Annotated in this window: 21 protein-coding genes; 9 read left to right on the forward strand and 12 right to left on the reverse strand. The window is 39.3% G+C overall.

The features are described 5' to 3' along the window. Positions 1–46: 46 nt before the first annotated feature. The 5 genes from HH219_RS07150 to cmoA form a co-directional block, all read right to left on the reverse strand. Complete coding sequence (locus tag HH219_RS07150; protein WP_169327028.1) at positions 47–841, reverse strand: DUF3108 domain-containing protein; 795 nt, start codon at positions 839–841, stop codon at positions 47–49. After that, entirely contained in the window at positions 786–1433 is a 648-nt protein-coding gene (purN, locus tag HH219_RS07155) for a phosphoribosylglycinamide formyltransferase (protein WP_169327029.1), read from the reverse strand. Before purN ends, HH219_RS07150 begins: the two co-directional genes overlap by 56 nt. Next, positions 1433–2485 (reverse strand): phosphoribosylformylglycinamidine cyclo-ligase, encoded by a 1053-nt coding sequence (gene purM, locus HH219_RS07160; protein ID WP_054205628.1) that lies wholly within the window; start codon positions 2483–2485, stop codon positions 1433–1435. Before purM ends, purN begins: the two co-directional genes overlap by 1 nt. Positions 2486–2675: 190 nt before the next feature. Next, positions 2676–3644 carry a tRNA 5-methoxyuridine(34)/uridine 5-oxyacetic acid(34) synthase CmoB gene (cmoB, locus tag HH219_RS07165; protein ID WP_054205629.1) on the reverse strand — a complete coding sequence of 323 codons (969 nt, stop codon included), beginning with the start codon at positions 3642–3644 and terminating at the stop codon, positions 2676–2678. A 15-nt stretch (positions 3645–3659) separates the two neighbouring features. Further along, positions 3660–4385: a carboxy-S-adenosyl-L-methionine synthase CmoA gene (gene cmoA, locus HH219_RS07170; RefSeq protein ID WP_169327030.1), complete on the reverse strand. Its 726-nt coding sequence runs from the start codon at positions 4383–4385 to the stop codon at positions 3660–3662. Between the two features lie 115 nt (positions 4386–4500). Here cmoA and HH219_RS07175 point away from each other — a divergent pair, with 115 nt between their 5' ends. Beyond that, a complete protein-coding gene (locus tag HH219_RS07175; RefSeq protein WP_054205631.1) occupies positions 4501–5187 on the forward strand; it encodes a DUF3334 family protein in 687 nt (228 codons plus the stop codon). 66 nt (positions 5188–5253) lie between these two features. Here the strand turns inward: HH219_RS07175 and HH219_RS07180 are convergent, their stop codons facing one another. Next, a complete protein-coding gene (locus tag HH219_RS07180) occupies positions 5254–6828 on the reverse strand; it encodes an ATP-binding protein (protein ID WP_169327031.1) in 1575 nt (524 codons plus the stop codon). A 109-nt stretch (positions 6829–6937) separates the two neighbouring features. Here HH219_RS07180 and HH219_RS07185 point away from each other — a divergent pair, with 109 nt between their 5' ends. Together HH219_RS07185 and HH219_RS07190 are read left to right on the forward strand one after the other, a co-directional pair. Continuing rightward, positions 6938–7639: a response regulator transcription factor gene (locus tag HH219_RS07185; RefSeq protein ID WP_169327032.1), complete on the forward strand. Its 702-nt coding sequence runs from the start codon at positions 6938–6940 to the stop codon at positions 7637–7639. A gap of 114 nt (positions 7640–7753) precedes the next feature. Next, a complete protein-coding gene (locus tag HH219_RS07190) occupies positions 7754–9136 on the forward strand; it encodes a hypothetical protein (protein WP_169327033.1) in 1383 nt (460 codons plus the stop codon). A 114-nt stretch (positions 9137–9250) separates the two neighbouring features. On the opposite strand, the gene HH219_RS07195 is transcribed toward HH219_RS07190, so the two are convergent. Both HH219_RS07195 and HH219_RS07200 read right to left on the reverse strand, forming a co-directional pair. Next, a complete protein-coding gene (locus HH219_RS07195) occupies positions 9251–9751 on the reverse strand; it encodes a YgjP-like metallopeptidase domain-containing protein (protein WP_169327034.1) in 501 nt (166 codons plus the stop codon). Between the two features lie 38 nt (positions 9752–9789). Continuing rightward, a complete protein-coding gene (locus tag HH219_RS07200; RefSeq protein WP_169327035.1) occupies positions 9790–10638 on the reverse strand; it encodes a DUF72 domain-containing protein in 849 nt (282 codons plus the stop codon). Between the two features lie 270 nt (positions 10639–10908). On the opposite strand from HH219_RS07200, the gene aspS reads away from it, so the two are divergent. After that, positions 10909–12687 (forward strand): aspartate--tRNA ligase, encoded by a 1779-nt coding sequence (gene aspS, locus HH219_RS07205; protein WP_169327036.1) that lies wholly within the window; start codon positions 10909–10911, stop codon positions 12685–12687. Between the two features lie 73 nt (positions 12688–12760). After that, a complete protein-coding gene (locus tag HH219_RS07210; protein ID WP_169327037.1) occupies positions 12761–13366 on the forward strand; it encodes a pentapeptide repeat-containing protein in 606 nt (201 codons plus the stop codon). Positions 13367–13396: 30 nt separating this feature from the next. Here the strand turns inward: HH219_RS07210 and HH219_RS07215 are convergent, their stop codons facing one another. Next, positions 13397–13720 (reverse strand): hypothetical protein, encoded by a 324-nt coding sequence (locus HH219_RS07215; protein WP_169327038.1) that lies wholly within the window; start codon positions 13718–13720, stop codon positions 13397–13399. A 169-nt stretch (positions 13721–13889) separates the two neighbouring features. Here HH219_RS07215 and HH219_RS07220 point away from each other — a divergent pair, with 169 nt between their 5' ends. Continuing rightward, on the forward strand, positions 13890–14630 hold the full coding sequence (locus tag HH219_RS07220) for an alpha/beta hydrolase (protein WP_169327039.1): 741 nt from the start codon (positions 13890–13892) through the stop codon (positions 14628–14630). A gap of 54 nt (positions 14631–14684) precedes the next feature. Here HH219_RS07220 and HH219_RS07225 read toward each other — a convergent pair whose 3' ends face one another. Beyond that, a complete protein-coding gene (locus tag HH219_RS07225) occupies positions 14685–15887 on the reverse strand; it encodes a bifunctional alpha/beta hydrolase/OsmC family protein (RefSeq protein WP_169327040.1) in 1203 nt (400 codons plus the stop codon). 267 nt (positions 15888–16154) lie between these two features. Here HH219_RS07225 and HH219_RS07230 point away from each other — a divergent pair, with 267 nt between their 5' ends. Both HH219_RS07230 and HH219_RS07235 read left to right on the forward strand, forming a co-directional pair. Next, entirely contained in the window at positions 16155–16994 is an 840-nt protein-coding gene (locus tag HH219_RS07230) for an isopenicillin N synthase family oxygenase (RefSeq protein WP_169327041.1), read from the forward strand. A 274-nt stretch (positions 16995–17268) separates the two neighbouring features. Next, positions 17269–18690, forward strand: a complete 1422-nt coding sequence (locus HH219_RS07235) for a DEAD/DEAH box helicase (protein ID WP_169327042.1) — start codon at positions 17269–17271, stop codon at positions 18688–18690. Positions 18691–18736: 46 nt separating this feature from the next. On the opposite strand, the gene HH219_RS07240 is transcribed toward HH219_RS07235, so the two are convergent. Together HH219_RS07240 and HH219_RS07245 are read right to left on the reverse strand one after the other, a co-directional pair. Beyond that, positions 18737–19480, reverse strand: coding sequence for a DUF3307 domain-containing protein (locus HH219_RS07240; RefSeq protein ID WP_169327043.1), 744 nt, complete (start codon positions 19478–19480; stop codon positions 18737–18739). After that, positions 19477–20103 carry a hypothetical protein gene (locus HH219_RS07245; protein WP_054205648.1) on the reverse strand — a complete coding sequence of 209 codons (627 nt, stop codon included), beginning with the start codon at positions 20101–20103 and terminating at the stop codon, positions 19477–19479. Before HH219_RS07245 ends, HH219_RS07240 begins: the two co-directional genes overlap by 4 nt. Positions 20104–20292: 189 nt before the next feature. Here HH219_RS07245 and HH219_RS07250 point away from each other — a divergent pair, with 189 nt between their 5' ends. Continuing rightward, positions 20293–20832: an NYN domain-containing protein gene (locus HH219_RS07250; RefSeq protein ID WP_211842046.1), complete on the forward strand. Its 540-nt coding sequence runs from the start codon at positions 20293–20295 to the stop codon at positions 20830–20832. The last annotated feature ends 86 nt before the right edge of the window (positions 20833–20918 follow it).

The following is a 20918-nucleotide window of genomic DNA, read 5'->3' on the forward strand; positions in this document are numbered from 1 at the left end:
TACTTGAGCGTTTCATCTTGGATAGAGAAACAAATTTACTCTGGTGCTATTTCGCTTTTACTTCTTCAGGTAAAGCAACAGGGCTGGTTACAGTAAACGATTTAAGCTGCACTTCGAATTGTTCTACACCTTTTTCGCCTTTCCACATTCTTACCAGCATGTAATCCATTTCAGGGGCAAACCAAGCAAGAGCTTGGCGCTTATCGTTATCGTATAAACGCTTCACTTTAATTGCTTCAATATTGCCGATAGGTAATGAAATAGTTTCTTTACCTACAACTTCAAAGTTGTAGTCTCTACGGTTGCCTTTTTTATCAATTAGCGGGTATGAAAAGCTGGTTTTACCCATTTTTAGTTCTTCACGCACTTGTACTTGATATGACAACGAATCTTGAAATTCATCGGTCCATTCGCAATCGAGAGGGTATTTGCTTTGACTGCTGTTAACTATCTTTTTTTCATTATCAAATTCGATGGCGTAATCTTTATCAGGCCCTGTGCCTTTGCGTTCCATCGTGTAGTTGAGCGGTGTGATTTTCGTATTACCGTAAATAAAACGAGAGGTTTCTTTACGTGAATCGGAAAAAATCATCCATTCAATATCACTGTGATACGTGACTTCATAGGTGTCATCATCGAGTTTTTTGAGAGTACGAATTGCTTTGCCATGATTTTCGCCTTTTCTAAGGACATCATAACTTGCTTCATATTGAGTAAGGTCACCAGCAATTAAACTAGTAGGAAGTAATAAAGTGCCCGCACATAATAGCAAGGCACTTAGTTTTTTATTCTGGGTAGTGCGCGCCGTGTACAGGAAGTTGTTTTTCGTCAAGAACTGCATAATCTGCTTCCATAGTAAGTCGTTGTTCACTGAACCACTTGACCACCAAAGGATAGATTATATGCTCTTGTGCATGCACGCGTTTTGCTAATGTGTCAGCAGTATCATCTGCCAGCACTGGAACTTTGGCTTGAAGAATGACTGGACCGCCGTCTAATTCTTCAGTAACAAAGTGCACACTTACGCCATGAACGTCATCTTTTGCATCAATAGCTCTTTGGTGGGTATTCAGCCCCTGGTACTTAGGCAACAAAGAAGGATGAATGTTCAACATTTTTCCTTTAAATTTTTGCACTAAGCTAGGAGTAAGAATACGCATAAAACCAGCTAATACAACTAGATTTGGTGCGAAAGTATCTATAACGTTCATTAATTGCGCATCGTAGGCTTCGCGCGAGTCAAAATCTTTATGGCTAAGCACAGCTGTTGCTATGCCCGCTTTTTTCGCTCGCTCAAGACCATAAGCGTCTGCTTTATTGCTAATAACAGCCGCTATGTTTGCGTTTATCTCGCCACTATTACAGGCGTCAATGATGGCTTGTAAATTAGAGCCACTGCCTGAAATTAAGACTACTAGACGAGAAGGGACCATTAATCACGGCCGCCTAGGATTTCTACTTGCTCTTCGCCTTCTTTAGCATCGTGGATTTCACCAAGGTGCCATGCGTTTTCGCCAAGATCTTTTAAAATCGTTAAGCTTTGCTCAAGCTTGTCAGCCGGAACAACTAATACCATGCCTACGCCACAGTTAAATGTACGGTACATTTCATGGGTAGTGATGTTACCGTTTTCTTGTAACCAGTTGAAAATACCAGGCCACTGCCAGCTATCACCTTTGACAACTGCTTTTGCAGATTCTGGTAATACGCGTGGGATATTTTCCCAAAAACCGCCACCAGTAATATGCGAAAGGGCATGTACGTCTACTTGTTTGAATAACTCAAGCAATGGTTTAACGTATATGCGTGTAGGTTCAAGTAGTGTTTCACCTAATGTTTTGCCTTCAAATTCTGCACTTGTATCTGCGTTAGATACTTCAAGTACTTTACGAATTAAAGAAAAGCCATTTGAATGAGGGCCACTAGATGCAAGAGCGATAAGCTGATCGCCTGCAGCTACTTTAGTACCGTCGATAATATTTGCTTTTTCAACTACGCCAGTACAAAAACCAGCCATGTCGTAATCTTCGCCTTCGTACATACCCGGCATTTCAGCAGTCTCACCACCAATTAATGCACAGCCTGAGATCTCACAGCCTTTACCGATGCCTGTTACTACATCTGCTGCAGTATCTACATCAAGTTTGCCTGTTGCGTAGTAATCTAAGAAGAATAACGGCTCAGCACCTTGAACGATAAGGTCATTTACACACATAGCAACTAAATCGATACCAACAGTATCGTGCTTTTTAAGGTCGATCGCTAAACGTAATTTAGTACCAACACCATCTGTGCCTGCAACAAGTACTGGCTGTTTATAGCCAGCTGGGATTTCGCAAAGTGCGCCAAAACCACCGATTCCGCCCATAACTTCTGGACGACGCGTTTTTTTAACTACGCCTTTAATACGCTCAACAAGTGCATTACCGGCATCGATATCTACGCCCGCGTCTTTATAACTTAGAGACTGTTTTTGTTCGCTCACAGGTTTTCCTCAAAAAAGTTGCATGTGGTTGCTTAGAAACGCGCGTATTTTACAACAATTGCAAGGGCGCGGCTAGTTCAAATATAAGTTTACTATTATTGACAAGGACAGTTGTCCGTATAATGACACAATAGATTTAGGTAACAGGTGCTAGGTAGTTCCTAGCACCTAAAACTTAGTCCCTTTTGTATTAAGCCTTTGCAGTCAGAATTGCACGCAAGGGGGCTGGGTAGCCTTCAATGGTTTTAGTGGTATCATTTGGATCGAGAAAATCGATAAGCGATTCGTTTTCCATCCAATCTGATTTACGTTGTTCTTCAAGTGTTGTAATTGCACAGTCTTTAATTTTCACATCTTTGAAGCCAACACGCTCCATCCATAGCTTAAGAGCCGCCGTGCTTGGAATAAACCACACGTTACGCATTTTTGCATAACGGTCAGTCGGTACTAATACTGTATTTTCATCGCCTTCAATAACTAAGGTCTCAAGTACTAATTCACCACCAGGGCGAAGTTGTGCCTTTAGTTGGGCTAAAAAATCAATGGGTGAACGACGGTGATAAAGTACACCCATTGAAAATACAGTATCAAAGGCTTTTAATTCAGGGAGAGCTTCAACGCCAAGTGGCAATAAATGGACGTTTTCATCAGGGTTAAAATGTTTGATAGCTTGAAACTGACATAAAAATAAATCAGAAGGGTCAATGCCTACCACAAACTCAGCGCCTTCACCACGCATACGCCATAAGTGATAGCCCGAGCCACAGCCAATATCTAATACTGTACGGCCTTTAAGAGGCTCAATATGTGGCAGTAAACGATCCCATTTCCAGTCACTGCGCCATTCAGTATCAATCTCAATGCCGTGTAGGCTAAAAGGACCTTTACGCCACGGCATCATGCGTTTTAATAAATGGATTGTTTGCTTTTGTTCGCCGTCGGTCATTTCGCCGGGTGCGCCAATCTGCACTTTATCAGTGATATTTACATGTTTGGTCGTTACTTCTGGCAGGTTTTTTAACACTTTTTGCCATTTAGGCAAGTCACCGTGACTGGCCTCATTTTGCCAATGTTTTAATTGACTAGGCAATGTCTCGAGCCAATGGCTAAGAGGGCTTTGCGCAATGGCAGCATAAAATTGATTAAACCATGAAGACATTAAATATTTCCTAAATTACTTAATTGCTACTAATGAGCAAAAATTAAAACATTGATACCATACTTGAGTTTGGCTAAAACCAATATCACTGAGCCGTGTAAGGTGTGCGTTTAGCGTATCTGGACGCATTACATTTTCAATTGCCGTGCGCTTTTGGCTTATTTCTAATTCAGAATAGCCATTGTGGCGTTTAAAGTCATGATGTAAATCAATCAACAAATTATCGCATTGCTCATTTTCACCTTTAACTTTTTCGCTTAACAATAATACGCCACCGGGTTTTAAATTTGCGTATATTTTTTCAAGTACCGCTTGGCGTTGTGCTGGTGGTATAAATTGCAGCGTAAAATTCATTGCGACGACTGATGCATTTTCGATATTTAACTCGTTAATATCGCCAAGCGTTACTGTAACAGGGACTTCTGAGCGAAAGCCGTGTAAATGCAGTTTACACCGTTCAACCATGGCCTCTGAATTGTCGACCGCAATAATATGGCAGTTATCGGTACGAATATTACGGCGTATACTCAATGTAACCGCACCAAGCGAGCAGCCTAAATCATATAAGTTTGAATTACTCTGTGCGTATTGACCCGCTAATTTGCCCATGGTGCTTACAATAGTGGCGTAACCCGGCACAGAGCGCTGGATCATATCTGGGAAAACTTCTACTACATGTTGGTCAAAGCTAAAATCTTTAACGGCTTGCTCAGAGGCATAAATACTGTCTTTTATGTTCACACAAACAGTCTCTTGAAAAATAATAGGGCTATTTTAGCATTTTATACTGGATAGTCAGTGATAATTTCAGTAGCTTGGCTAGAATAATGAATAACAAGTATAAAAAGAGAAGTTTATGAGTAAAAGTAAAGTAATAAGCACAGATGATATATTGGCCACTCTTTGTCACTCCGTAACGGGAGTACTTTCTTCAGCCAGCGGCAACAGCATTAGTTACTCAGCAATGGTACAAAAGATAACGCGTACCTGTATGCGTCCAGACATTGGCTGTTTTGTATTGTTCGATGGTGGGTTTACTGGTTTAGTTATTACAAACTTCACTTCGCAAGCTGCGATGGAAATTTATCACGATTATATGCGTAATATGGGTATGCCTGAAAATGAGATTGCCCACAGTCATTTATCAGATGATGTATCAAATGTACTTGGTGAATTAATGAACCAAATTGTGGGTGACTTTACGTCAAAAGTGCGCGAGCAACTACATACTTCAATTACCCAAAATCAACCTAAAATGATGGCCATCAACAAGCAAGTGCAAATATCAGTTGATACCACTATGGATAGACCACAAGCACGGCGAGTGACATTTACCACCGCTAAGCAAAATATCTTTTATTTAGAATTAGCGATGGATAAAACTGAATTTATCAAATTGCATGATTTTGATATCGTAGAGGCTATAGATCCTGACGATATTATTGAAAATGAGGCAAAGCAAAAAGCTGAAAAAGCGAAAGCTGCGGATGATGCAAAAGCAATCGACGCTGATGACGATTTTATGGCAGAGCTTGGGCTGTAAACAGTCAAAAGATGGCGCTAAAGCGTAAACATTTGATATTCAGATGATTACGTTTTAGTGATCTGCTTAAAGTCTACGGGTGTTAAATTTGGCTGCATTAACTAAATTTATGGGCCATTTTAGTGTTATTTTAGCTCCTCCATGGTCTGAGTCCTCTATAAACACGTTGCCGTGATGCCAGTCCATAATAGTGTTAACAATTGCTAGCCCAAACCCGGTGCCTTTCAGATGAACATTTTTTAATGTATCACCTCTTTCGAAAGGTAATAAAACACGTTTTTTATCAAAATCATTAATACCACAGCCATCATCCTCAATAGTAAGAGAGTAAGACCCTTGGTCTATTTCTATTCTGATTTTAACTAATGCCTTGGCATACTTATAAGCGTTTGAAATTACATTATCTAATGCGCGCTGCATGTAAAAATGATCACAGTTAAAAACCAATCGTTGATTATGAGGTTGCACATCAAGCTTTATTCCAGATTTGCTTTTTATTTTTAGGTTGTCCGTTAGTTCACGCAAATACATGGGTTTGATATTTAATTTTGGCTGCGCATATTGGAACTTTGCATAAGATAAAAATTCGTCTATTAAGTTATTTAATTGTTCAACATCCTCTTCTATTGATAATAAGTAGGGTTCACTGTGTGTCTTTTTCTCTCGTATTAACTCAACAGAAAAAGCAATATTACTTAATGGAGTTTTGAACTCATGGGACACTGCATTAGAAAGATCTTTATTACCTTGAATTAGCTGCTCAAGTTTTATCGATAAATGGTTAAATGAATCTGCAATTGGCTTGAGTTGCGCCGAATCACGTGTTTTTATTTGATGGCTGAATTTCCCATTGGTAAAGCTATCAATTGCAAGGTGTATTTTTTCTAGATCACGCCAAAAAGGTTTTATCCATAGCAATGTTGTGATAATTGCAGCTAACAATAAAAAAGGGTACGTAAGTTCTGATATTAATTCGTAATACCATGGCTCTGTTTGAGACGTATCGTCTGCCATAATGACTAAGTTCGTATTTGCTAGATGTTTATAGATATAAAACTTTTTGTTCTCTATATGGAAGACAACCTGCCCTGATTGTAGTTTTCTAAGTTGTTTTGGTTCAAGATTAATAGCTTCTAGCTCAATAAGAACTAAGGGGAAAAAAGTGTGTTTGTTTAATAATTCAATTTTATTTCCCCAGTGAGCTTTGGGTATTGCCATTAATTGCTGTTCTAGCAGATTAAATGCACCAACAGCTTCGCGTTGGCTATCATCTAAATAATGTTCGGTTCCTGCGTAAATAGGGCCAAGGCTAATATAATATTGGGGTGATGAAAGCATGTAATATAAGGTGTTACTATCTGCATGTCCGTAACTACTCTGTTTAGTTAATATATTTATTTCAGATTGTGATAAGTCCGAGTTATTAATGTTTCCTAAATTAATCTGGTAGCCAAAAAGTGGTTGTAGCTCAGTAATTTTTTGTTGCCATTGTGAATGAGGGATTTTATCCAGTTCATCTTTTATAAGCATCGTGGGTGTAGTGTGAAGTTTAAGTAAATCCTCGGTGTTTGCGGAGTAATACAGTTGCTCTTTGACAATACCACCAACAGTTAATGCAGTGAGTATTAAAGTGAAAATCATAAAAAGTAGGCGAAAAAAAAGTTTGAACAAAATAATAAACCGATTGATATGCAAATAAAGTTGTTACTATAGTAACAACAAAACAAATGGAAAGAGTAAGTGATTTAAGATGTCTAGTAATCTAAATAAGGCTGTACATATCTTCTTAGTTGAAGATAACCTCAAGCTTGCTAACAATATTAAAGAGTACTTTCTTTGCAAAGGGTTTCAAGTTACACATGAAGCTGATGGTGGAGCCGCTCTGGATAAGATTTTAAGTGTTCAACCTGATTTAGTGATATTAGATCATATACTACCAAATAAAGATGGTTTAACGATTTGTAAGTTACTTAGGCCTATTTTTAATGGATTGATAGTTATGTTGACTGCAAATAACGATGAAATAGATCATGTTGTTGGCCTCGAAGTGGGTGCTGACGATTACTTAATAAAACCAGTTCAACCTAGGTTGTTGCTTGCTAAAGTTAATTCTTTACTTCGCCGCTCAGTGCCTCATACCGAGCAGGCGTTAAATATAATAAAAATAGCTCATTTAACGATTAAACAAGATGAACGGTGCGTTAGATTACACGGCCTTACAATCACATGTACAGCAGCAGAATATGAACTACTTTTACTCTTGGCTCAGAATGTAGGGTGTCCATTGAGCAGAGATACGATTAGTGAGTGTATACGCGGACTTGAATATGATGGTAGTGATCGTGCCATCGATACACGAATTGCCCGATTAAGAAAAAAACTTAATGATTCCGATGGGAGCTTTATTAAAACAATCCGAAACCAGGGCTATATGCTTGCAAACATTTCATAGTAAAAGATTCACCGCTGTTACAAACTGTGACATATGCACCTCAAAAGGGTGACAATTTATTTGATGGGTGTGGTTTAAAGTTTCTTTATCATATTAACGGTAAAGGTGTTTTAAATGTTCAAATCAAAAGTTTCTATTTTATCGGTCGCCATGGCTCTGGGTTTAGCGGGATGCAGTGGTGAAAAGCCAGCAGTGGTTATCCCCAGCGTAGGTGTTCAGAGTTTTTATTTTTCTAATGATAATATTACTAATCATTTGTCGCCACTATTAATCGGCACTGTACCACTTGAGGAAAATGATGAGCGTCAATTACTTGCTAAAGTGTGGTATCCAGCCGTAGGTTATCCAGATGAAAAGACTCGCTTTTATTATGGTTACCATACTGAAGAATATAATTTACCAATTGATCCAAATGATAAAGAAAGCATAGAGTTTTTTAATAATAACAAAGTGAAAAGCCTTTCATATCAAAATGCCAAACCTTTAAATAAGCGTTACCCTGTCATTGTTTACTCACATGGTTTAGCTGGTAATGTTGAAGATAATGAACCTTACTTTGAATCACTTGTAGAGCAGGGGTATGTTGTTGTGTCTGTTGGCCATACATATGAAGCTGGCTTTGTTAATTTTGCTCCAGGAAAATATGCGTTATTTGATGAGGACTACGCAGAACATGCTAATAACACGACTCTACCTGAGGATGAAATTGATCATTCAATGCTCATTTCTGATGAAGATCTACTGATGCTAGGAAGTATCTCTGCGGGTGAACCGATACCTGTGGAGCTTTTAAAACGTTACTTTTATTCTGAGGGCAATGTAAAAACAGGTGAGCGGGCTCATTTAGATTTATGGGTAGAAGATATAAATTTTGTGCTGTCTGAGCTTGAAAAAATTAATCAAGGAATTATACAGAGTGATCTAAAAGGTATTTTTGATTTAACAACTATTGGTGCCGCAGGTCATTCTTATGGCGGGGCTACTGCGAGAAGGTTTTGTAATCAGGAAGCAAATTGTTTGGCATCTGTACATTTAGATGGTGATATATATGAGTTATATGAAGAAAAAATAGTTAATCCTCATATGTCACTCAGCGCAGATGTTAACGGCTGGGTTGCTGCTCAGATAAGGAATAATGAAGAATTTGCTGCTCAATATATGGCTGCAACGCAAGAAGAGATTGCTGAAATGAAGGCTGAAATTGAAATTTATTTTTCAGCATATAAAAATGCACATATCTATTCTGCGGATAGTGATATTGTTTTATTTTCACCAAAATCTATATCGCATGCAGACTTTCATACCCGTTGGATAAATTATCATGAAGATGGTTTAGGTAAAGTGATTTGGCACGATATTATAGAATCGAGTAGCGCCGCATTTTTTAACAGTTATCTGAAAGACAATACTGGAGTTGCTAAGCACCCAACAGATAAGTTATGTGCGTTATTGTTAGACGGTAATATTGAACCATATTACAACACGTTATGTGATTAATTCAGCGTTATTGATTTTAACAATGGGCAATCATTACTAGCAATCAATACCGTATTCAAATCGCTTGTAATTTCAACCTCCACACGCATTTTAAGTAGCTCGGGTATCAAATCCTTATAATACATAAGGGTTTTTACCCTGAGTTACTAACACACAAAATATTCGTAAATCGAGTTCTAGCTGGTGGTATAGGGGTTCCATGTGACAGCAAAGGGCATAAAAGCTTTTGTTATGGTCTTTTTCCTTAAAGTGGGCTAGTTCGTGTACAACTAGGGCTTTTAGTAATTCCTCGGGCGCGCGCAGTAAGTCACTGTTTATGGCCAAATCATGTTTGCGGGTTTTACCTTGCATACGGTAGGTGTGTGTGCCGAGCGCATTAGTGACCATATCGCCTTGCTTTTTAAATGCGGCGCGGCCAAACGGAGGCGCGTTTTTTAAATAGCGCTTTTTAAGTTCGGTGGCATAAGCATATAACGATTTATCGCTAGTGATGGTGTGAGGGCGAGGGTATTTCTTGGTTAAATATGCGCCGTGTTTATCATTATCAATAAGCTCCATGACTTGGTTGATAATTTGCTCTGGGTAGCCGGTAAAATAGCGTTTAAAATCACTCATTCAATACTTCTTTATTGTTAATTATATTTTAGCGGAATTTAAAATAAACTTGCTTGACTGGCTTCTTTTTCACCAACAAAGGAGTTAAGTACTGGGTGTTCATAAGCTAAATCTTTGCAAAACTCGCGGGCTAATAACGGCGCTTGGCGGTTATCTGCAGTATGAAAAAATACATACGGGTGTTTGCCTTCTTCAAGCCATTGTTGCACTTTTTTCAGCCACGGTTGGTAATAGCTTTTATAGTCGTGTTCTAAATCGGCAATCACAAAACGAGCCATAGGTTGACTGCCAGTCGCAATGGCATGCACAGGTAAATGTGGCTTTTTTTGCTGGGCATCAATGAGCGCATCGGTATTTGGTTTGACTGCAAATAATGCGCGGGTATCCATAGCGATACGATTGATGTTATTTGCTATTAATAGCTGATTAAGGGCAATTTCGGCTGCGCCTTTTTTAAAAAATTCAGGATGACGAACTTCAACGCCGTAGCTTAAGCTTTTAGGGAGTTTGGTAATAAATTGCGCTAATAGGGGGAGTTGTTGAGGGCTAAAGCTACTTGGCAATTGCAGCATTATTTGCCCAATGTGGGGCAATATTGGTTCAAATAAAGTAAACCATGCGCTGAGCGCGTCATCTATATGAGTAAGCTGTAACTCATGACTAAAACGTCGGTGAAATTTAAAGGTAAATTTAAAATCACTGTCCACTGATTCAATCCAACGTGTCAGTGATTGGGCACTTGGATCGGCATAAAAGCTGGTATTACCCTCAACTGAATTAAATGTACGCGCGTATTCTCGCAGCATATCAGCATTTTTACAGTGACTAGATAACAAATTGCCTTTCCACGCGGTACTTGACCACTGCGGACACCCTAAATACAACATAAAATGGCTATAAAATTGTGTGTTTTAGCAAGTATATCAAATCTGTAAACTCAAAGCATAGAAGTGGTTTTTTAGGTCGCATTGATACAGGTTAGATCAAATGACAAAATGCAGCGTTTCATGTAAGTTTAATTCCAACGACACTCGCATCTTGAGGTAACTTGGGTATAATACCCAGCCTAAAATGATTTATAAATAGTGGCTTATCTCCCTCCAAAACAGCAATTTTTAGGGGAAGCGGCTATTGGTCTTTACACTGACAGGAATACTATGCGCTCTATATACTGCGGACAACTAAATAAAACACACGTAGATCAAGAAGTTGAATTATGTGGTTGGATCAATAAACGACGTGACCTTGGTGGACTTATCTTTGTCGATTTACGCGATAGAGAAGGTTTAGTACAAGTTGTATTCGATCCTGAAGTTGAAGGCTTAATGGATACAGCGAATACGTTACGTCAAGAATTTTGCGTACAGTTAAAAGGGGTTGTTCGTGCACGCCCAGAGAGCCAAATCAATAAAGATATGGCAACGGGTGAAGTTGAAATTTTAGGTACAGGCTTAACTATCATCAACCGCTCAGAGCCATTACCGCTTGATTTTAATCAGGTAAACTCTGAAGAGCGTCGTTTAAAATACCGTTACCTAGACCTTCGTCGTTTAGAAATGAGTGACCGTATTAAGCTACGTGCTAAAGCAAGTAGCTTTGTGCGTCGCTTCCTTGATGAAAATAACTTTTTAGACATCGAAACCCCAGTACTGACTAAAGCAACACCAGAAGGTGCGCGTGATTATTTAGTACCAAGTCGCGTTCATAAAGGCAGCTTTTACGCATTACCCCAGTCTCCACAATTGTTTAAACAATTGTTGATGATGTCTGGTTTTGACCGTTATTACCAAATCGTTAAATGTTTCCGTGATGAAGATTTACGTGCTGATCGCCAACCTGAATTTACCCAAATAGATATAGAGACCTCGTTCATGAGCTCTGATCAAGTCCGTGGTATGACAGAGAAAATGATCCGCGAAATGTGGCAACTGTTGCTAGATGTCGATTTGGGTGAGTTCCCAATCATGCCATACTCTGAGGCAATGAGCTTATATGGCTCTGATAAGCCAGATTTACGTAACCCAATGAAACTGATTGACGTTGCTGATTTAGTAAAAGACGTTGAGTTTAAAGTATTCTCTGGCCCTGCAAATGATGAAAAAGGCCGTGTTGCAGTATTAACTGTACCGGGCGGTGCATCACTTTCGCGTAAGCAACTTGATGACTATACTAAGTTCATCGGTATTTACGGCGCGAAAGGTCTTGCTTGGATGAAAGTAAACGACCGCGCTGCAGGCGTTGAAGGCGTACAATCACCAATCGCTAAGTTTTTAAATGAAGGCGTGATCAACGAACTACTTGCGCGTACTAACGCACAAACTGGCGACATCATTTTATTTGGTGCTGATAAACGCAACACAGTAAATGAAGCAATGGGCGCACTACGCATTAAGATTGGCCTTGATTTAGAAATCACAAATCTTAATAGCTGGGCACCACTTTGGGTTGTTGACTTCCCAATGTTTGAAGAAGATGACGAAGGCACATTACATGCCGTTCATCACCCATTTACTGCGCCGAAAGATGTAAACGCAAGCGAGCTTGAAGCAAACCCTGCAGCGGCTATTTCAGATGCATACGATATGGTATTAAATGGCTACGAAGTAGGTGGTGGTTCGGTACGTATTCATAATGCAGATATGCAAGAAGCGGCATTTAGAATCTTAGGGATTGATGCACAAGAGCAACAAGATAAGTTTGGTTTCTTACTTGAAGCACTAAAATACGGTACGCCACCGCATGCCGGTCTTGCGTTTGGTTTAGACCGTTTAGCAATGCTACTGTGCGGCACTGATAACATTCGTGACGTGATTGCTTTCCCTAAAACCACACAAGCATCGTGTTTATTAACCAACGCACCAAGCAAAGCCAATGTAGACTCATTGTCAGAGTTGGCAATTAGTGTTGTTGAAAAAGCTGAAAAGTCAGCAGAATAAGTATTTAAATACGTTATAAATCTCAAACCCTTAGATGTGAGTCTAAGGGTTTTTCGTATCTGTGGAGGGTGTTATGGTGGTAAATGATCAATTTTCACAAAGCGACTATTACGATCAGCAATTTTCAAAATGTGCTGTCAACGCACAACGTTTTAGTAACATAGAATTTGAGCAGTGCCAGTTTATTGAATGTGATTTCAGTGACAGCCAGTTTAGTAATTGCCGTTTTATTGAGTGCGAATTTATTAACTGTAACTTGAGCGATTTGAATTGGGGTTATAGCGCGCTTGAAGACGTAAGTTTTGTTGATTGTAAACTCAATAGTATTCAATGGGCGCAGGTAAATTGGCCGCAACTAGCACTTACATCATCGGTGAGTTTTAAAAATTGCCAGCTCAGTCATAGCTCGTTTTATGAGTTAGTGTTAAAAGAGCTGACTATGACTGGCTGTTTTGCGAAAGATGTTGATTTTAGACACGCTAACTTAGCGGCTAGTAATTTTAGTGACACTGATTTTAGAGATAGTCTGTTTCATCAAACACATTTGAGTAAAGCAAACTTTGTCGGCGCGACGAGTTTTAATATTGATATAAAAAATAATAATGTTAGTAATGCGAAGTTTGAGCGTTTTGAAGCGTTAAATTTACTCAGTGGACTGGATATCGAACTGGTAGATTAGCCGTTATTACACGGCTAATTTAGTGCTGAATTAGCAGGCAGGGCCATTTTTATTTCGTGCGCTGGCAAGTGCTCTGGCGATATCAAGTAATGCAGGGGTAATATCACTTGCACCATCTTTAATTAGTTTTGATACATCACCTGACGAATACAAGCTATCACGCGGTGATTTAATACCTAACTCACGTACAAAATCTTTAGTTTTACCCGTACTACCTGTTTCAATAAATTTAAAAATAATACGCTCGTTATTATTTTTTGGCTCTGTTTCTAGCGTTTCGATTTCATCTTTATACGCTTCAATTCTGCTTTGTAAAATATCGATACGTTCTTCGATGCTATTGTATGATTTCATGGATAGGTTCTTTTCTAAATAAACGTTAGGACAATAGCGCTATTATCGCATAAATTTAAAAAAATTATTTCTTTCTTTAAAACTGTTAATCGTTCTTAGTAAGACGTTTTATTGCAATTAATATTCAAAGCCTTAAAGTAACTGTAATTAAAATAAGCCGAGCAAATTAATGCCACTACCTTTTAAGTACTTTGTGAGCTTCTGTTTTCTCATAGTCAGTGTAACCGCGAGTTCCGCAACAAACAGCGAAGTGATTGTTGATAAAGCGCGTGACCGCGCGATCCCGATCAGTATTTCATTACCAGCATATAACGAGCATTGCAGCCAACAAACAAAGTGCCCAGTGGCATTTATTAGTGCTGGCTATGGGATTGCGCATACTGACTATCAGTTTGCGGTAGATGTTTTTACAGCTAAGAGTTATTTAAGCATTGCTGTAGCTCATGAACTAAAAAATGATCCTGCGCTTAACTCTAATCCTCCCTACATGGCAACGCGAATAGAAAATTGGCATCGTGGTGTAGTCACTCTGAAATTCTTAGTTGATAAATTATCCGCTAAATATCCGGCGTATGATTTTAGCCACCTGACTTTATTTGGTCACTCAAATGGTGGTGATATATCTGCACTCTACGCAGCTATCTACCCAAATGAGGTGAGTAATGTGATCACCTTAGATCATCGCCGTATGTTATTACCTCGCAATAAAAACATTCGGGTTTTAACGCTGCGCGGCAGTGATTATCCTGCTGATCGCGATGTTTTGCTCAATAGCCGAGAGCTTGTGCAGTATCCTGTTACGCAAATTTTAATAGCAAAATCACGCCATAACGATATGTATGACGGTGGGCCTAACTGGTTAGTTGAGCGAATGAGCCAAGAGATAATACAGTTTTTACAAAATAGCTAAGAAGGTTTGCGCGTAATGGCTATTACATACACTACACGCAATGTAAGAAATTTATTAGTTTACTAATTCACTTACGATCAATGGATTATTATGCAAGGTTTTATGTACCGGGCATTTATCGGCTATTTCCAACAGGCGCTGACGTTGTTCGTCTGTTAAATCGCCCACTAGGGTGATTTTGCGTGTGATTGCTTCAAGATTACCGGTTTGTTCGCAATCGTGACAATCAGTGTGGTAGTCACGAGTGTGCTCAAGTTCAACTTTGACGTGTTCTAGCGGTAGGTTTTTTCGGTTTGCATACATACGCAGCGTCATAGATGTGCATGCACCAAGGCCAGCTAATAAGTGGTGATAAGGATCTGGCCCTAAATTACTACCGCCAACTTTAAGAGGCTCATCAGCGAGCCATGTGTGATCTTTAGTACTGACGTGCTGAGTAAATACATGATCTTTTTCTTCAACGAGTACATTACCATTATTAAGTTTGGCTGTGTATTCACTTTTATCATATTTTACATAGCGTGTTGCCCATGAGGCAATTATGTGTGCCACGTAGTCTGCGTCTTCTTTATTGGTGAGTAAATGGTCTGCATCATCTAAGCTTATAAAACTCTTAGGGTGTTTTGCCGCAGCGTATATTTTTTCAGCTTCTGAGATTTTAACCGTGGCATCAATGGGGGAGTGCATCACCAATAACGCGCGTTTAAGCTTACTAATATGACTGCTATCGTATTTAGCAATATCGTCTATAAACTGTTTTTTAATGGTAAATTCTCGACCAGCTAAGCTGACTTTTGCTTCACCAGCGCTGTTGATCTCGTCTAAATGAGCAGCAAAATTATGGGCAACATGCTGTGCATCTGATGGCGCGCCAATTGTTGTGATTGCTTGAACTTCATTCATATGTTCTGCTGCCGCAAGTACAGCGGCACCACCTAAACTATGACCAATTAATAACTGGGGAGCCTTATAATGATCACGTAAGTGATCTGCTGCGGCCACTAAATCTTGAATATTTGATGAAAAATTACTGTTAGCAAAATCACCGTCACTGTTACCAAGGCCTGTAAAATCAAAGCGTAACACCGCAATGCCTTGCTGAGTGAGTGCTCGGCTAATTCTACTGGCGGCAGCGATATCTTTACCACAGGTAAAGCAATGTGCGAATAAGGCGTAAAACTTTATCTCACGGGTGGGCGTTTCAAGTTGTCCGGCGAGTGTTAAGTCGCCACTTTTAAAAGAAATTTTTTGGCGCATAGGTGACCTTTTAGGATTGAAAGATATTAGCGAAATAGGATATGAAAGAGTAGACCATAAAATTGTGCTTATGATTTCAATTAGTTTCGTGCTTTACCTACAATAGCAACATTTTGATTTACATCAAGTAATAAGCGCTTACCAAATGAAGGCGGACATAAGTCCTTATGTTTTTAAGGCTAGTTTATTATTCTCGCGAAGCGCTACAATGGAGCAACTGCTATGATTAGCAAAGGCTTTTGACAACTTAATTCATTGGATACGAACATGCAATTACCTACCGTTGATTATAAAGCGAGCGATGCGGCCGCTCAATTTGTTGAGTCTCTTAGAAATACGGGCTTTGGTGTATTAAAAAATCACCCAATACCACAGTCATTGGTTGAGTCAATTTATAAAAATTGGCAGGCTTTTTTTAATTCAGAACAAAAAAATGACTTCTTATTTTCAAAAGAAACGCAAGATGGTTATTTCCCACCGTCAGTGTCAGAGGTGGCAAAAGGGTTTACGGTAAAAGATATTAAAGAGTACTTTCATGTTTATCCAAATGGTCGTGTTCCTGCTGAACTTGAAGCTGATGTGCGTGAGTACTACCGTTTAGCAAACGAATTTGCAGCAGAGCTATTAAGCTGGGTACAAGCTGAAGCACCTGCTGAAGTGCGCGCTAAATTCTCGATTGATTTAAAAGATATGATTGCGAATTCTGAACAAACATTACTGCGTATTCTTCATTATCCGCCAATGACTGGCGATGAAGAGCCCGGTGCGATTCGTGCTGCTGCACATGGCGATATAAACTTATTAACAGTATTACCAGCGTCAAATGAGCCCGGCTTGCAAGTGCAAAAAACAGATGGTGGTTGGTTAGACGTGCCGTGTGATTTTGGCAGTTTAATTATTAATATTGGCGATATGCTTCAAGAGGCATCGGGTGGTTATTTTCCATCGACTATTCATCGTGTAATTAATCCTACGGGCAAAGCGTCTACAAAGTCGCGTATTTCTCTTCCTTTGTTTTTACACCCACGCCCGGACGTTGTTTTGTCTGAGCGATACACGGCTGATAGCTACTTACAAGAGCGCTTGCGTGAGTTAGGGGTTAAATAATGCTCACGTAATAAGCGTTTTCCTAAAGCGGCCATTGTGCCGCTTTTGTGTTTTATAAGGCCTTATACCAACCAGCATAAATATTTGAACAATTTAACGAATTAAATAGACCCCACATCTATCCAGATTGGTATTACTCTTAGGCTTTGCTCTGCATGACACTATTGTTGTATTAGCTGTCTTGCTGTAAACGTGAATATTCAATGCATTATTGGTCACGATCGGTATAATGCGCGCAACTGGCCGCTTTGGCCTTATTTAAAAGAGAGTTTATATGAGTTTTGATGGGTTAGGTTTATCACAGTCTTTAGTTAATGCAGTTTTAGAAAAGGGCTATGAAACGCCAACACCAATTCAGGCTCAAGCCATTCCAGCGATCATTGAAGGTCGTGATGTGATGGCCGCAGCACAAACGGGTACAGGTAAAACAGCTGGCTTTACATTGCCGCTTATTGAGTCATTGGCTAAAGGTCAAAGAGCTAAAAACAATCAAGTACGTGCGCTTATTTTAACGCCAACGCGAGAACTTGCATTGCAAGTAAGCGAAAATGTTGAAGAGTATGCAAAGCACTCTGATATTAGCTCATTTGTTGTGTATGGTGGTGTTAAAATAAACCCACAAATGCAACGTTTACGCAGAGGTGTTGACATTTTAGTTGCAACGCCTGGTCGGTTAATGGATTTACATAATCAAAATGCACTGAAGTTCGATACCCTTGAAGTGCTTGTGCTTGATGAAGCTGACCGTATGCTTGATATGGGTTTCATTCATGATATTAAACGTATCATCAGTAAGTTACCGGCTAAACGTCAAAACTTAATGTTCTCAGCGACTTTTTCGGATGATATTCGTGCGCTTGCAAAAGGGTTAATTAATGATCCTGTTGAAATTTCTGTTGCAGCCAAAAACACCACCGCTAAGAGTGTTACTCAATCAGTGTATGCTGTAGATAAAGCACGTAAAACTGCGCTGTTAAGTCATTTGATCCGCACGAATGAGTGGCAACAGGTATTAGTATTTAGTCGAACTAAACACGGTGCTAACCGTTTAGTTAAACAACTAGAGCGCGACGATATTGTAGGCGCAGCTATCCATGGTAATAAATCTCAAGGCGCACGAGTAAAAGCACTTGATGGATTTAAAAACGGTGAAGTACGTGTACTTGTAGCGACTGATATTGTTGCGCGTGGCCTAGATATAGTTGAATTACCACATGTTGTTAACTATGACTTACCTAACATTTATGAAGATTACGTTCACCGTATTGGTCGTACTGGCCGTGCGGGTGCAACGGGTCATGCAATTTCATTTGTAACAAGTGATGATGCTGCTGACTTATATGGTATTGAGCGCTTTATTGGTGAGCTAATTCCACGTGCCAAAGAGCCGGGTTTTGAGCCAACGCAAGGTGTGCCTGAACGAGATCTTGACGCGAGACCAATTGCACCTAAAAAGCCTAAGAAAAAGCAGCCATTTAATAAGCCTAAGTCTGATAGCAGTAAACCAAATAGTAAAAAACCGAATAACGGTGGAAATGGTACAGGCCCACGCCGTGGTGGCTCAGGCAAAAAACCGGATGCGAATAAAGCTGGTGGTGAGCAAGCGCAAAACCCTTGGGCTAAGCGCCAGTCAGTAAGTGGCAGTGGTCAGCGCCGTCGTCGCCCAGATAATAGCGGTTCACAAGGTAACTCGTAAGTTATACTGAGTCGTTTTAATTAGCGCCATTTTATATGGCGCTTTTTTATGCCTTGAGATAATTAATTGCTAGGCCAATAAATAGAGTAACGGTGACACTTAATAAAGTACCGAGCATGACATATTCAGTTAGTTTTTTATCTTTACTGGCGCTTAAGTCACCAAATCTAAACACCGATTTTGCAGCCAGTAAAAAGCCAACCCCCGCAAATTGATCTAATAAAATAAAGGTAAGCATTAGTACGCGCTCTAACATGCCAATACTTTGCCCAGCAGCGGGCAAACTGCCTGTAGCACTAAAACCAGCGGTTATTCGCTCCAACATCATACGGATAAATACAGCACTGGGACTGAGTATTAATAAATAACCGCACAAGACCCATAATGTGGAAGGTGCAATTAACCATCGCCATACGGCTATAAAAAAATCACTGTTATCACTTAGCCAAATAGCCAATAGTAAAATTACGGCTAAATGAGCAAGCTGGTCAAATATAAAAGGCACGACTCCTTTGCTTGAATACGATTTAGCGAGGTCAATGAGATAATGGGTCACCATAACGATAGCTGTTGCGCCACAAATACGTAATATGTCTTGCCAGCCATAAATAAGCTCCCACCATGTAACAATTAAAGCGGTCGTTACGCCATGAACGAGTACATGTAAATACAATTTTTTAGCACGAAAATGACGCGTGTTACGATTATTTACCCAACTCATCGGTTGCCAGTAAAAGTCAGCTAATATATGGCCAATTACTAATGCAGCCATCAATACACTAAAACTCATGATTTGACTCCTTTGAGAGTCGAAATTGTATCTTCAGCATAATGTAAAAATCGTTCAATTAATTGGTAGTGTGCAAGATTGAGTAATTTGGTTACATTTTCCCGGCTTGTTTTTAATTGCTTTGCCAGTTCGCTATGCTGCTTGTTTTTTGCGGTTAAATACACATACAGAGCATTTGCCTGTTTTACCGTCATTTTAGTCAACAAGGTATCAACAAAAGCTATATTTAGCGCAAGACCAGGGTCTATATTTTGATTGGCTATATTTAAAATTAAGCGTTGGTTGTTTATTTCGTCTAAACTGCGCCCTGACATTGTAAATGCAGAGCCGGTCGCTGTTTTGATATCTGCACGTGCGTTGTCAATTTCGCCAATGGCTAGACTTTGGCGGATTTCATACCCAGCTGCTTTTATATTTAAATATAGTAGTAAGGCAACCATGCAAACGTATTGCGGTTGCTGGAGCTGAATTTGAAATGCATCACCGCGATAAAGCGTACTTTGCCCTTGCCATCTTTGAGTTATAGCTCTTAGGCTTTGATCAAGCTGGTACAGCATTGCATCGTACTCATGCTGGGGAATATTCTGTGATTTAATTACATCACCACTTATCACTGCAATCATAAAATACCTGTTAGTATAGCCAATATAGATAAGTAACCATTTTAGGTTACATTGAGGTATGTAACCTAAAATGGTTACATTGAAATATGTAACTAATCTAGGTTACTAACGATTAAAAAGCAAGGATGATAGAGTAACGACAAGATTTGGCACGCCCTAATAAGTAACGATGTTTATGAGGAAAATAACATGACAGAGCAAACGCAGATACCAGCGAGTACACAATCAGAGCTTGTGACAGGTAAGAACTCAAGTAAACCGCGAATAGGTATTTTTGTTGATGTGCAAAATATTTATTATACCTGTAGAGAGAGCTATCGGAAAAACTTCGATTACAATTCTTTTTGGGCAAAAATAAGTGATGAATATGAAATTGATTGCGCGATTGCGTATGCAATTTATCGAGGTGATGAAAAACAATCTCAGTTTCAAAATATTCTTCGTGCGATTGGTTTTGAAGTAAAGTTAAAGCCATTTATCCAACGTCGAGATGGCAGTGCAAAAGGTGATTGGGATGTAGGGATCACAATAGACATGCTTGAATACGGTAAAAAGCTTGATAAAGTTATCTTGCTCTCTGGTGACGGTGATTTTGCTTTATTACTGGGTCATTTAAAGCAGCAGTATAATGTGCCTTGTGATGTCTATGGAGCAGATAAGTTAACAGCCGAAGCATTAAAACAAAGTGCTGCGCAATTTTATTGTATTGATGATTCACTCCTTTTATAGAACACATGTATTAAATAACTAACCTTATGTTAAAAATATTTGACATGGTTATAAAGTAGACTTATAGTTTCAATGTTAAATATATT

Origin of the sequence: Pseudoalteromonas sp. NEC-BIFX-2020_015, from assembly GCF_012952265.1 — a bacterium.
In the GTDB taxonomy this organism is placed as follows: domain Bacteria; phylum Pseudomonadota; class Gammaproteobacteria; order Enterobacterales; family Alteromonadaceae; genus Pseudoalteromonas; species Pseudoalteromonas neustonica.

What these genes read in the sequence shown, in the direction of transcription:
- HH219_RS07185 (WP_169327032.1), top strand. Translation starts at nt 6,938, where the DNA reads ATGTCTAGTAATCTAAATAAGGCTGTACATATCTTCTTAGTTGAAGAT.
- aspS (WP_169327036.1), top strand. Translation starts at nt 10,909, where the DNA reads ATGCGCTCTATATACTGCGGACAACTAAATAAAACACACGTAGATCAA.
- purN (WP_169327029.1), bottom strand. Translation starts at nt 1,433, where the DNA reads ATGGTCCCTTCTCGTCTAGTAGTCTTAATTTCAGGCAGTGGCTCTAAT.
- HH219_RS07220 (WP_169327039.1), top strand. Translation starts at nt 13,890, where the DNA reads ATGCCACTACCTTTTAAGTACTTTGTGAGCTTCTGTTTTCTCATAGTC.
- HH219_RS07225 (WP_169327040.1), bottom strand. Translation starts at nt 15,887, where the DNA reads ATGCGCCAAAAAATTTCTTTTAAAAGTGGCGACTTAACACTCGCCGGA.
- HH219_RS07245 (WP_054205648.1), bottom strand. Translation starts at nt 20,103, where the DNA reads ATGATTGCAGTGATAAGTGGTGATGTAATTAAATCACAGAATATTCCC.
- HH219_RS07190 (WP_169327033.1), top strand. Translation starts at nt 7,754, where the DNA reads ATGTTCAAATCAAAAGTTTCTATTTTATCGGTCGCCATGGCTCTGGGT.
- HH219_RS07195 (WP_169327034.1), bottom strand. Translation starts at nt 9,751, where the DNA reads ATGAGTGATTTTAAACGCTATTTTACCGGCTACCCAGAGCAAATTATC.
- HH219_RS07235 (WP_169327042.1), top strand. Translation starts at nt 17,269, where the DNA reads ATGAGTTTTGATGGGTTAGGTTTATCACAGTCTTTAGTTAATGCAGTT.
- HH219_RS07250 (WP_211842046.1), top strand. Translation starts at nt 20,293, where the DNA reads ATGACAGAGCAAACGCAGATACCAGCGAGTACACAATCAGAGCTTGTG.
- HH219_RS07230 (WP_169327041.1), top strand. Translation starts at nt 16,155, where the DNA reads ATGCAATTACCTACCGTTGATTATAAAGCGAGCGATGCGGCCGCTCAA.
- HH219_RS07210 (WP_169327037.1), top strand. Translation starts at nt 12,761, where the DNA reads ATGGTGGTAAATGATCAATTTTCACAAAGCGACTATTACGATCAGCAA.
- cmoB (WP_054205629.1), bottom strand. Translation starts at nt 3,644, where the DNA reads ATGTCTTCATGGTTTAATCAATTTTATGCTGCCATTGCGCAAAGCCCT.
- HH219_RS07240 (WP_169327043.1), bottom strand. Translation starts at nt 19,480, where the DNA reads ATGAGTTTTAGTGTATTGATGGCTGCATTAGTAATTGGCCATATATTA.
- HH219_RS07150 (WP_169327028.1), bottom strand. Translation starts at nt 841, where the DNA reads ATGCAGTTCTTGACGAAAAACAACTTCCTGTACACGGCGCGCACTACC.
- HH219_RS07215 (WP_169327038.1), bottom strand. Translation starts at nt 13,720, where the DNA reads ATGAAATCATACAATAGCATCGAAGAACGTATCGATATTTTACAAAGC.
- HH219_RS07200 (WP_169327035.1), bottom strand. Translation starts at nt 10,638, where the DNA reads ATGTTGTATTTAGGGTGTCCGCAGTGGTCAAGTACCGCGTGGAAAGGC.
- HH219_RS07180 (WP_169327031.1), bottom strand. Translation starts at nt 6,828, where the DNA reads ATGATTTTCACTTTAATACTCACTGCATTAACTGTTGGTGGTATTGTC.
- HH219_RS07175 (WP_054205631.1), top strand. Translation starts at nt 4,501, where the DNA reads ATGAGTAAAAGTAAAGTAATAAGCACAGATGATATATTGGCCACTCTT.